The organism is Photobacterium atrarenae (assembly GCF_024380015.1).
GTDB classification, from domain to species: domain Bacteria; phylum Pseudomonadota; class Gammaproteobacteria; order Enterobacterales; family Vibrionaceae; genus Photobacterium; species Photobacterium atrarenae.
The window spans coordinates 1,328,748-1,341,103 of sequence record NZ_CP101509.1 but is presented as its reverse complement, the minus strand read 5'-3'; the positions used below and the strand labels follow the sequence as shown (position 1 = coordinate 1,341,103).

Below are 12,356 nucleotides of genomic sequence, written 5' to 3'. Positions count from 1 at the left end.
TCATTTCTCCTGGTTGGGTTTAATCAGCTTTCGTTCCGCTTTCTTTGGTACCAAAGAGGCGTAAACGGCTGATCCCGCCATCCGGGAAGATGTTCAGACGAACGTGCGTCACCGGTCCCAGATCGTTGATCTCGCTGGCGAACTCATGAATTTCATGGGCGCTCAGTTTTTGCGAAGGCAGCAGCTCTCTCCAGAACAGGCTCTGGGTCGCAACCTGATCATCGGTCCCGCCTTTGACGTAGGCCGCCTGAATCGAGCAGCTGTCCGGGTAGTTGCCTTTAAAGTGGGCGGTATCGACGACAATGCGGTCGATCTTGCCGGCATGGCCCAGTGCCACCAGCACCCAGTCATTGCCCGGGGTACGACGACGCGCGGTTTCCCAGCCGTCACCCATGTTTTCGCCACGGCCCGGACCCAAGATGTTCGAGGTACTGCCGTAGTGCTCATCACTACAGGCCACGGCACGGCCGCCATTCTCAACCGCTACCAGATCAATTTGTTGCTGCGAATCGATACGATCCCAGTCCACCGCCGGTTGACCATAGACACGCAGACGCGCTACGCCACCATCCGGATAAATGTTCAGGCGAATGTGGGTGTAGGTTTTCTCACTGCTGATCGCCTGCAGGTGATGCTGGTTACCCTGCAGGCTCAGTGACGGCAGGATTTCTTCCCACTCGGTGTTGTCATCCGGCGTGCCATCCGGGCTGTAGCAGGCATCGAGCGACGCCGACGGCGGGAAGTTGCCGGTAAAGAACGAGGTATCAATATCTACCCCGGCAATCACGCCCGACATCGCCAGCTTGACCACACAGTAATCATAGCCTTCGCTGCGTTTGCGGCGGGTTTCCCAGCCGTCCATCCATTTGCCGTTGTCATCAAATACGCCTTCTTTCCACTCCGGCGCTTCGCGGCGTAGCAGACGGCTTTTATCCGCGAAGAAATCATCGGTTGCATACAGCGCTTCTGCGCCCAGTTTTTCATCAGCCAGATTGACGTATTGCGAGAAATCTAAGGACATGTTTTGTTATCCCTTCCAATTAATTAGTTAATCAATAAAGAACTCAGAGAAAGTCTGGCTCCCCTGCAACCACCAGGCGTTCGGCCCGTACAGTGCCAGTCAGGGTTCCGGAATCGTCGTCAGCTTGCGTCTTCTGCCCAAAGGCAAGGCTTACAGATTCAAGAGACTTACAGATCCCAGAGACGTAAAAATGCGATTTTGTTGATTTCGTTGATCGCGGTTTCAAATTCGGTGTCGCGGTCGTTATTGAGCCGCGTTTCGAACGCCGCGAGGATCTGATGCCGGTTCGCGCCTTTCACCGCCATGATGAACGGGAAATTGAACTTGGCTTTGTAACGATCGTTGTAGGTGGTGAATTTGTCGAACTCTTCCGGGGTACACTGATCAATCCCCGCGCCCGACTGCTCTTTGGTCGAAGCCTCCGTCAGCTCGCCGTTAATCGCTGCGCGTCCGGCTAAATCCGGGTGCGCATTAATCAGATCGAGCTGGGCCTGAAAATCAGCCCCTTCAAGCGCAGCGGCCATTCTCTGATGCAGGTTTTCAATCTGATCGTCTTGCGGCCCAATGCCCTGCTCAAAGACGGTTTCGGCCACCCATGGGCTGTGCTCATAAATATCGCCGAAAGCCTCGAGAAAGTTCGCCCGGCTCATTTCAGAAGGCTTACAAAATCGGAATGCGGTCATAAAGTGGTTCTCCTTCCTTGGGTGAGCCGGTGTCAGGCACCGGTTCCTTGATTCGGTTTGCCCCGGTAGGGGTGATGTTCATGCCAGTGGCGCGCAATATCAATGCGGCGACACAGCCAGACATCATCATGACGCTTCACATAATCGAGGAAGCGGCGCAGCGAGGCGATCCGGCCCGGACGGCCAATCAAACGGCAGTGCAGCCCGACCGACATCATTTTCGGTGCGGTCGCCCCTTCGGCATACAAAGTGTCGAAGGTATCTTTCAGATACTGATAAAACTGCTCACCGGAGTTGAATCCCTGCACAGTCGCAAAGCGCATGTCATTGACATCCAGGGTGTACGGGATCACCAGCTGCGGCTTGCCGGCTTCGGTGTGCCAGTACGGCAGATCATCATCATAGGCGTCGGAGTCATACATGAACCCGCCTTCTTCGGCGATGATGCGCCGGGTATTCGGCCCCGTCCGGCCGGTGTACCAGCCATACGGGCGCTCACCGGTGATATCGCGGATGATGTCGATCGCCTTGAACATATGATCCCGCTCTTGCGTCTCATCCATATACTGGTAATCAATCCAGCGATAGCCGTGACTGCAGATTTCATGACCGGCTTCGACCATAGCCCGGGCGACATCCGGATGACGCTCTATCGCCATCGCCACCGCGAACACTGTTAACGGAATGTTATATTCCTCAAACAATCGTAACACCCGCCACACGCCAGCACGACTGCCATATTCATAAATGGACTCCATACTGATATGTCGCTCACCTTTTATCGGTTGCGCGGCCGGGATTTCTGACAGGAATGCTTCCGATTCCTCGTCACCATGAAGCAGACAGCGCTCGCCGCCCTCTTCGTAATTCAAGACAAATGACACCGCGACTCTGGCGCGATTCGGCCATTTCGGATCAGGCGGATTGGCCCCGTACCCAATCAGATCTCTTGAATATTCCTTATCCATCCAAGTTCTCCTTACGCTCGGCCATGTGCTTTTGTATACATGACCAATCACTTTGTATTAAACATTGTATACAACAAACTTAAACATTGTAAAGATTTTGTTTCAACAAAACAGTTCAGCAACAGACACCGTGAATTCAGCACGTTACAGGCTTTTCAGGACAATAGCTGAGTTTGAACCCGCGCACACACCGATAAATTCCACGAATTTATTATTAACATAATGGTAACAGTGTGCTTTACTTACCAGTACATTGTGTACAGATGACCGATTCAACTAAGCCGTAGTCACTGACACTTGTATACAAAAAGACAAGAGTTACACAAGGAGAACGCACTGCGTTTAAAACTTATGGGCAAATTAACAACACATGTATTGGATACAATGAGTGGCCTTCCCGGCGCGGAAATTAAAGTGGAACTGTTCCGCCAGCAGGGTGAGCACTATGAACACATTCAAACAGTCACCACCAACAGCGATGGCCGAACCGACCAGCCGATCCTGGAAGACGCAGCGTTCCAGGCCGGAAAATACCAACTGGTGTTTTACGTCGCGGATTACTTCCGCCAGCAAGGTGTCACCCTTGATGAAGTCCCGTTCCTTGATGACGTGGTGATCCGCTTTGGCCTCAATGACGAGCAAGCCCACTACCACGTACCGCTGCTGGTCTCCCCCTACAGTTTCTCGACCTATCGCGGCAGCTAAAACGCCGAGAAGACGCGAAGCGAAACAGTGAAGCGCCTGCTGAAAACGCACCGACGACCACTTCAGCAGACGGCCTTCAAACAACATGCAAACACAACACAACAAACAGCAGATGGAGAATTGGAATTTGGCTGTATTCAATTTGCTGACATAAATAGACAAAAGGTTCGCTGAACATGAGTGAGAGCAAAACGGAAGTACTCAATAACTCAGGATCTGAGGGGATCCTGGAGCGCTTTTTCCAGTTAAAGGCGCACGGCTCCAGTGTGAAAAATGAAATGATTGGCGGTATTACCACTTTTGCCACCATGGCCTACATCATTTTCGTCAATCCAAATATTATGGCCGCTTCAGGGATGGATAAAGGCGCGGTCTTTGTCGCCACCTGTATCGGTGCCGCAATCGGCTGCCTGCTGATGGGACTGTTTGCTAACTGGCCGGTCGGTCTGGCACCGGGGATGGGGCTGAACGCCTTTTTCTCGTTCACCGTCGTCAGTGAGATGGGCTACAGCTGGGAAGTCGCCCTGGGGGCGGTGTTTCTCTCCGGCCTGCTGTTTGTCGGGATGAGTTTCTACAAGGTCCGGGAGTGGATCATCGACAGTATTCCGCCCAGTCTCCGCTTTGCGATGACGGCCGGGGTCGGTTTGTTCCTCGGGCTGATCGGCCTGAAAACCGCCGGTATTGTCGTCGATAACCCGGCCACCCTGGTCTCGCTGGGTGACTTTACCAAGCCCGAAGCCCTGCTGGCAGCGATCGGCTTTCTGATCATCGCCGTCCTGAGTGAACGCAAGGTATTTGGTGCCGTCCTCATCGGCATTCTGAGCGTAACCCTGATCGGCATGATGCTCGGGCTGGTGACCTACAACGGCGTGTTCTCTGCCCCGCCTAGCCTCGCCCCGACCTTCCTGGCGATGGACATCAGCGGCGCGTTTCAGATCTCGATGGTCAGCGTGATCCTGGCTTTCCTGTTCGTCAACATGTTCGACACCGCAGGTACCCTGATGGGCGTCGCCGAGCGGGCCCACCTGATCAACCACGACACCGGCAAAATTGAAGGCCTGAGCAAAGCGCTCAAAGCCGACAGTGTCGCCAGTGTCGCGGGTGCCTGTGTCGGCTGTCCGCCGGTCACCAGTTACGTCGAAAGTGCGGCCGGGGTTTCTGCCGGTGCCCGAACGGGTCTGTCGGCGCTGGTCGTCGGTGCCTTGTTCGTCGCGGCTATTTTCCTCTCGCCACTGGCGGGGATGATCCCGGCTTACGCCACCTCGGGCGCGCTGATCTACGTCGCATTCGTGATGATGAGCAGCATGCAGCATGTGAACTGGAAATCTTTCACCGATTCGGCACCAGCTGCCATCACGGCGCTGATGATGCCACTGACGTTTTCCATCGCCAACGGGATCGCCCTGGGCTTCATCACCTACACGGTGCTCAAAGTCACCACCGGCCATCAACGGGATGTCTCCATCTCGATGTATGCCCTGACGGCACTCTTTATCGCCAAACTGATCTACATCGGCTAGGCATTTGATGCGGCGGCAGGACAACCGCCGCCGCATCCGCGACACAAGCAATCAACAAATAGTAAAAGGTGCCCGCCTGATCCAGAGGACCGTGACGGTCAGCTCTGTCGGATCCGTGTACCTGTGATTCAGCTGGAAATAAACAGCCCGCGCTGCCCAGGTCAGCATCCTATACCAATCACAGTCAGTAAGTGAGCAGAAATAGCGCAGGAAAAATGCTTGAGAACAAGGCGGAATTTTTCGATAAGTAGTTATTCTACAATCAAAAATTCTAACGCAGTTATCGAGCGTTTTAACAAGCTAGGATGATCAATTATTGACTACGATTGGTATTACAGCGCGGGGGACAAGGATGGCCCTGCCCCGGATGTAGCGGTCGTGAAACTAAAACAGAAACAGCCATGAACGGACATGGCGCTGAGAGGAACAGTCAATGAAACTACTGTATACCTTAAACGAACGACCTCCTTATGGATTAACCTTTCTCCTTGCACTGCAACACATGCTGGCCTCCATTGGTGGGATCGTTGCAGTCCCCTTAATTGTCGGCTCTTCCATTGGCCTGCCCAGTGGCGAAGTCGTCTCCCTGATCAACGCTGCCCTGCTGGCTTCGGGCGTGGTGACGATTGCCCAGTGTATCGGTATCGGCCCGGTCGGGATCCGGCTGCCGGTGGTGATGGGCTCGAGCTTCGGCTTTCTCGGCGTTGCCATCAGCATCGGTAAAGACGGCGGCGTCGGCAGCATCATGGGTGCGGCCCTCGTCGGCTCCTTCTTCGTGATCCTCGCCAGCTTCTATATGGACAAAGTCCGCAAGCTGTTCCCGACCGTGGTCAGCGGCGTGGTCGTCACCTTAATAGGCCTGACGATCCTGCCTGTGGCGATGAACTGGGTCGGTGACGCACCAGCGGTGAGCCAGGAGTTCGCGACTCTGCCGAAACTCTTCCTCGCTGCGGTGTCGCTGGGCATTGTGGTGATGGTATCGGTGTACTGCCGCGGCGCCGTCGCTGCCTCTGCCATTGTGATTGGTCTGGCAGGCGGCTATCTGGTTGCACTGTCGCTGGGTATGGTCGATTTAGAGCAAATCGCCGCGACGCCGTGGATCGGTGGCCCTGAGCCGCTAAAATACGGCCTCACCTTCTCTGCCGGCGCAATTGTCAGCATGAGTCTGGTCTACATCGTGGTCATTGCCGAAGCGACCGGGGATTTCATGGCCCTGGCCAATAACTGCCAGACCCGCATTGACGGTAAAGATCTCAAGCGCGGCCTGCTGGGCGACGGACTGGGCAGCACCCTGGCTTCTTTGCTGACGGCCATGCCGCTGGCATCTTTCAGCCAGAATGTCGGCATTGTCGGGATCACCGGCGTCGCCAGCCGTTACGTGGTTGCCGCCACTGGTGGCCTGCTGATCCTCGGCGGCCTGTTTCCGAAGCTGGCAGCCATTGCCGTCACCATTCCGAAACCGGTTCTCGGCGGGGTGGGTTTCGTGATGTTCGGGATGATCGCCTATGCCGGGATCCGGATGCTGATCAAGGCCGCCGATACCAAGCGCAATGCGCTGGTGATTTGTGTAGGTCTGGCATCGGGTCTGGCGGTGACATTCGAGCCTCGCCTGCTCCAGCATCTGCCGCATGATCTGTCTAACTTCCTGCACTCCGGGATCACCACAGGCACCATCGTCACTGTGATCCTCAACCAGCTGTTGCCGAAATCGACCCGCAAGGAAGAGCGCGAAGCGCTGGTTGAAAGCCAGGCCCAGGTTGAGCTGGAACTGGCCGAGCACGACAACGAGCATCCGAACATAGCGACGACAACAGAAGCCAAGCAAACCGCCGCACAGGATCAGGTACCGACACGTCAGCAGCTCAACATGCAGCAAGACTAAACTCAGACCGCCGTGCCTGCTTGGCTGCTGATCCGCGTTGTCAGTCACAAGCTGCCAGCGGCCAACAGACACGGCGGTCTTTTCACGCCTGTTCGGGCCCATTTCGGCCCTGTTCAGGGATTTCAACTACCGTCAATCACAATGAAAGACCCTCTCCCCTGCAAAGGCAGAGATGGCTAAGGAATCACATGAATGGAAACCATCTGGATTAAACATCCACTCGCTGTTTACACCGGCACCGCTGATGATGCCCGAGGCGGCATCGTGGTCCGGGGCGATCAAATTATTGAACTGCTTGCCCTGAACCAGACCCCGGCCACGCCCGTCGACTATACGGTGGACGCTTCGCGCCATGTCGTCACCCCCGGACTGGTCAATGCCCACCACCACTTCTATCAGACCCTGACCCGAGCATATCCGGATGCGCTCAACAAGGAGCTGTTTCACTGGCTCAAAAGCCTGTATCCGGTCTGGGCCAATCTTGATGCCGAAATGATGCAGGTCGCGACCGAGTTGGCGCTGGTTGAGCTGATGCTGTCGGGCTGTACCACGGCATCCGATCACCACTACCTGCTACCCAACGGCCTGGAACACGCCATTGACTTGCAGGTCGAAACCGCGCAAAAGCTTGGCGTCCGTGCTATTTTCACCCGCGGCTCGATGAGCCTGGGCGAAGACGACGGCGGCCTGCCGCCACGGCACACCATTCAGACCGAGCAGGCCATTCTGGATGACAGTACCCGGCTGATCCGCGACTATCACCAGACCCATGACGGTGCGATGACCCAAATCGCGCTGGCGCCGTGCTCGCCGTTTTCCGTCACCACGGATCTGATGAAAGAAACCGCCTACCTCGGCGAGCAGCACCAGGTAATGCTGCACACCCATTTATGTGAAACCCTGGATGAAGAAGACTTCTGCCTCGACCAATTCGGCATGCGCCCGGTCGACTACCTGGAAGAAGTCGGCTGGCTCAACGATCGCACCTGGCTGGCGCACGGCATCCACTTCAACAAGCAGGAAATCCAACGTCTGGGTAAAGCGGGCGTCGGGATCTGTCACTGTCCGACCTCCAACATGATGCTGGCTTCCGGGATCTGCAAAAACCGTGACCTGGAAGCTGCCGGGGTGAAAGTCGGTCTCGGCGTCGATGGCTCCGCCTCCAACGACGGCTCCAACCTGATCGCCGAAGTCCGCATGGCCATGTACCTGCAACGGCTGCAATACGGCTCTGCCAGCGTGACTCATTTTGATGCCCTACGCTGGGCAACATCCGGCTCGGCCCGGGCGATGGGACGCACCGACATCGGCACCCTTGCCGTCGGCAAGCAAGCTGATTTAGCGATGTTTACCTTAGATGACATCCGGTTCTCCGGCAGCCACGATCCGCTGGCCGCGTTGATCCTCTGCGGCGCACAACAAGCCGACCGGGTGATGGTTGCCGGCAAATGGCGAGTCTACGACGGGGCTGTTTCAGGGGTTGATATGGAGCAACTCCTGCACCGCCACCGCGCCGCCGCAAAACGCCTGGCACAAAAAGCGAGGGACAGCATTCGCTGATAAAAACCTAACAAAAAGAACCTATCCGCTTCCGCCCTGTCAGCGCTGCTGCAGGGCGGTTTTTGTTGGGGGGATGAGCAGGATGTTTGGGGATCATTTTAGCGATTGGCATGTTTTCTAACTCATTTATGCCCCATTCTGTGCTAGCACCTATTCATTACGTTAAACCTTATACGCATCAAACCAAAAATAGTCGCGAGCTTTTTCATTTAACCGCCTCCTCTGCCATTTTGCCTACACACGGTTGCTCAATCGTCAAAATCGCATCAAGATCGTGCTCCATCTGCTCGAAAATACGCTCTTTACCATTTCGGTAGGTTAACGCTCTGTACAAGGTATCGGTATGCAGCTCTAGTGGCGTCATTTCAATAACACCTGTTTTCAGCAACTCCTCAGCACACTCTTCCAAAACCAAAATTTCGTTGTACTTTTTAGTCGCATCCTCAACTGACAACTGGATGGATTTATCAAGCGCAATTTCATTGATATCGGTATACTCAAGACCTAGGTTAATGGCCAGCTGAACAATTTGGGGGTTTTGATACGCCTCTGTTACAGCCACTTCATAACTATCACGAACTCCATTGTTATCTTTATCCACTCCCACAATTGCCTCAGGGGATTTAGGGTCTAAATCTGGGTCTGGGTCTGGGTCTGGGTCTGGAGATGGTTCTAAATCATCGAGTAAACGCCAAGTGCCAGACTTAGAAGGATATTCTCCTTGAACCCACCATTTAGCTAGGTAAATATCTCCTTCAAAGTTCACGACTGAACCACCTGCATAAGGTGTTTCATGCTCATAGTTGTCAATCGTATCTGCATTGATGTGAATCCAACCATCCCAAGAGATATCATTTACTACTGGCTCAGTTCCTTGTGTCCAATGAGAAGATACAAATGACTCTCCATGGTGAGTGACTAGGTCACCCGAATTGTAAACAGTATCTTTATTCCATGGCTCCATCGCATGTGCTACCAGTGGGATACTTAAACTAACCGCTATTGCAATAACATGTTTCTTCATATTTCATCCTTAAATACTATTTCAGTGCCTTCTTTAGAGGATGAGTAGGAAACTTGATGTATGATGCTGGACACTCTACTAAGCGACATACCTGTAGTTATCCATGATTTGCTAATTTAGCAAAGTTACTGACTCATTTATGTCCAATAATAATTTGGAATTATTTCATCTTTTCTGTGATAAAGAAATACAGCGACATTCATGATGATGGCGAACTTTGTCGCTGATATTTTGAATTTCACTTAAACGTTGAAGATCCTGAGATCAAATATTTGATGAAGAAGCGTTTGAGTATGAGTGAGTTAAGCACGACTTCTAGCGAGCAGCAGGCCGACTTTTCCTTTTGCCGTTTTACTAACGGTTTGCATAAACTGAAAACTTGGCTTAACGATACCTGATCGCTCTAAGTCCTCTACCATTAGAAGCCAAAGTTTGGCTGTCATTTGTGCATCGGCTAATGCTCGGTGAAAAACACCGTCGTTGTCGATGTTTTTGTAGCGAACAAGCTCACCAAGTTTGTGTGATGGTGCACCTTGAATCAGTCGTCTTGCCACCAGTAAGGAGCAAGCGAACTCTCCTGAATAACCACTGTTGATTCTCTCAAGCTCTGCGTCTAGAAATCGTTTATCGAACGAAGCGTTGTGCGCGATAAGGTTCTCACCCGCAATAAACTCGCTAAACGATGCCATCACCTCATCGCAGCTTGGTGCTGTACGTAACATGTTATTGGTGATGCCGGTATAACTTTCAATGAATGAGCTCACTCTAAAGCCAGGATTCATGAGTTGCTGAAAAGTATCGACAACCTCACCATTGACTAATTTAACCGCACCGATTTCAATTGCGCGGTCACCCAGATTAGGAGAGAGACCAGTGGTTTCAAAGTCGAGTACGACCACGGAATTTGCTTGAGGCATGAAGTTTTCCGACTAAAAATAATGTGCAAGAGTATCATCGAAAACGATAGGAAAAGAAAGGCGATGACACTCTGGACGAGCCCCCAAGCTCGGTTAAAGACTGATCTCTAACAAAGCTTCGTCCAAATGTAACTTCAAGCCCCAAACTCCCTCTCTACTTAACCCCTTCCCTCCCCGGTAGGCAGTTCAGATCAAAAGTACCGGAAACCAAGGGTTTCCGGTATGTATGATGCAGATTAAAGCTGAGGGATTTTATCCTTCCAACCTAAAAGCTCAGCTTGAACTATTGGGTCGACGCCTCAAGGGTGACGCCCGAGAATTGGCGATAGCCATCAAGCAAAATGGAGTATGTCCCCGGTGTGGCTCCGGTAAAGGTACAGGTTTCGTTATTGCCATTTCGGTAAGGGCGGCAATCCCAGTTCTGTTTGCTGACCTCTGAGCCTTGTGCGACATACAGATCAACATCACCCGACCCGCCGGAGGTGCTGATTTTCAGTGTTTTCTGCGCCGGCAGTTCGAAACTATAACGAACCTGGCTGCCCGTTGTCCCGGACAAACCGCTGACCGGGACACCGTCAGTCAACACATTGCCTGTTGGTGGTGGGGTGTCGCCGACAGCACTCGCCATTTCAATAGCGTAGGCGAGACCCAGTTTGGTGAACTTCAGCGCATGTGAACCGGTGGGATCCGAGTTCTCCAGCGTGTCGTTCATCGTATGGATCATCGGGTTATAGTCATTGAATTTGGATTCAAATGGCATGGCTGCCGAGAAACCCGCTTTATGCCAGGAGGCGTGATCTGAGCAGGCATAACCACAGGTATCAAATCCGTAGGTTAAGCTTGGCAAATACTCATCCACCAGTTGACTCAGGAAGGTGGTCAGATTGCTGTCCGTGTAATCGGTGATAAAGACAATATCTTCCACCGATCCTTTGTAGTTGGTCATATCCAGCTGTAAGGCTGAAATGACTTTTTTACCTTCGGCTTTGTATTGGTTGGCCAGATCCTGGGAGCCACGTAATCCCACTTCTTCCGCGGCATAAGCCATAAAGGCAATACTGCGTTTCGGCTGGAAATTGTTTTCCGCCAGCACACGAATAATTTCAGTCACGCTGGCAATCCCTGAGGCATCGTCATCTGCGCCGGGCGCAACACTCTGCTCATTGGTATGAGAGCCAATGGTGGAATCCAGATGGCCCCCCAAGACGATCCACTCATCTGGTTTTTCTGAACCCGTGATCGTCAAGACGACGGATTTCTGGTTGTACCCAAAGTGCGACACTTGTTGAACGCTGGCATTGGGCAAAGAAGCGCTCAGTGAACGCCATTCATTGGCCAGCCAGTCGGATGCTTGCGCGCCAGAAGTGGTGGTATAAAAACGGTTCATGAAGCTGGTCAGTGACCTGATTGTCCCGGTAATGGCTTGTGAACTGACCTGAGGTAACCAAGCGTTGACTGTGTCTTGCTGGCTGATGTCCGGGATCGGAAAAGCAGCAAGTGACTGCGGGATGTTGCTGGCTGCAATGGCACTTTCTGCGGATGAGTGGACCATATAACCGCCGCAGCGCTGATGGTCTTCATGCATGTGATGCGATAACTCAGCCAATTGGCTGGAATCCACCTGTCCAACCCACACCGGTCCACTGCTGGCCAAAGACTCCGGCAATATAGCGCGCGCGTTGGATTGCATCACGGATTTCACGGTCTCGCTGGCATCGGACCCAATGGAAATCCAGACTTTGTCTTCCGCATAAGCTTGGGTGCAAACCGCTGACACGAGAAAAGCCAATAACGTTGTTGTGTTTTTCATCTGTCTCCTCCCTGGAGATTTTTTATAAAATCAACAAAACGTAGGTCAATTTGGCTGGAAAGCGAAGCTAATCCTTTTGAATCAAGGTGTAACGGAGGGTTGTCATAAAATCATCAGTAGCGCTCAGAATGGATAGATTTCAGCGTGAAATAAGCTTGATGTCAGGTGTACTGATATTTAATAGAGACAATATGGTCATCGGCCATATTAAAAAAGTAACTTCCCACGCTCCATTTACGCCGGAGCATGACGGTCTCGATGACATT

At 52.8% G+C, this 12,356-nt stretch carries 10 protein-coding genes; 4 read left to right on the top strand and 6 right to left on the bottom strand.

Annotation, left to right across the window (positions count from 1 at the left end; all coding sequences use genetic code 11):
* Positions 1–19 precede the first annotated feature (19 nt).
* From alc to puuE, 3 genes are all read right to left on the bottom strand, one after another.
* Entirely contained in the window at positions 20–1,021 is a 1,002-nt protein-coding gene (gene alc, locus NNL38_RS22065; RefSeq protein ID WP_255391011.1) for an allantoicase, read from the bottom strand.
* 167 nt (positions 1,022–1,188) lie between these two features.
* A complete protein-coding gene (gene uraD / locus NNL38_RS22060) occupies positions 1,189–1,704 on the bottom strand; it encodes a 2-oxo-4-hydroxy-4-carboxy-5-ureidoimidazoline decarboxylase (protein WP_255391010.1) in 516 nt (171 codons plus the stop codon).
* A gap of 32 nt (positions 1,705–1,736) precedes the next feature.
* Entirely contained in the window at positions 1,737–2,672 is a 936-nt protein-coding gene (gene puuE, locus NNL38_RS22055) for an allantoinase PuuE (RefSeq protein WP_255391009.1), read from the bottom strand.
* Between the two features lie 351 nt (positions 2,673–3,023).
* Between puuE and uraH the strand changes: the two genes are divergently transcribed.
* From uraH to NNL38_RS22035, 4 genes are all read left to right on the top strand, one after another.
* A complete protein-coding gene (gene uraH, locus NNL38_RS22050) occupies positions 3,024–3,377 on the top strand; it encodes a hydroxyisourate hydrolase (protein ID WP_255391008.1) in 354 nt (117 codons plus the stop codon).
* A gap of 176 nt (positions 3,378–3,553) precedes the next feature.
* Complete coding sequence (locus NNL38_RS22045; RefSeq protein ID WP_255391007.1) at positions 3,554–4,897, top strand: NCS2 family permease; 1,344 nt, start codon at positions 3,554–3,556, stop codon at positions 4,895–4,897.
* Positions 4,898–5,330: 433 nt separating this feature from the next.
* Positions 5,331–6,779 (top strand): nucleobase:cation symporter-2 family protein, encoded by a 1,449-nt coding sequence (locus NNL38_RS22040; RefSeq protein ID WP_255391006.1) that lies wholly within the window; start codon positions 5,331–5,333, stop codon positions 6,777–6,779.
* 192 nt (positions 6,780–6,971) lie between these two features.
* Entirely contained in the window at positions 6,972–8,339 is a 1,368-nt protein-coding gene (locus NNL38_RS22035) for an 8-oxoguanine deaminase (RefSeq protein ID WP_255391005.1), read from the top strand.
* A gap of 205 nt (positions 8,340–8,544) precedes the next feature.
* Here NNL38_RS22035 and NNL38_RS22030 read toward each other — a convergent pair whose 3' ends face one another.
* The 3 genes from NNL38_RS22030 to NNL38_RS22020 all read right to left on the bottom strand — a co-directional run bounded on the left by NNL38_RS22030 (position 8,545) and on the right by NNL38_RS22020 (position 12,090).
* Positions 8,545–9,363 (bottom strand): carbohydrate-binding protein, encoded by an 819-nt coding sequence (locus NNL38_RS22030; RefSeq protein WP_255391004.1) that lies wholly within the window; start codon positions 9,361–9,363, stop codon positions 8,545–8,547.
* Between the two features lie 302 nt (positions 9,364–9,665).
* Positions 9,666–10,280 (bottom strand): 3'-5' exonuclease, encoded by a 615-nt coding sequence (locus NNL38_RS22025; RefSeq protein WP_255391003.1) that lies wholly within the window; start codon positions 10,278–10,280, stop codon positions 9,666–9,668.
* A gap of 283 nt (positions 10,281–10,563) precedes the next feature.
* A complete protein-coding gene (locus tag NNL38_RS22020) occupies positions 10,564–12,090 on the bottom strand; it encodes a M28 family metallopeptidase (protein WP_255391002.1) in 1,527 nt (508 codons plus the stop codon).
* Between the last annotated feature and the right edge of the window lie 266 nt (positions 12,091–12,356).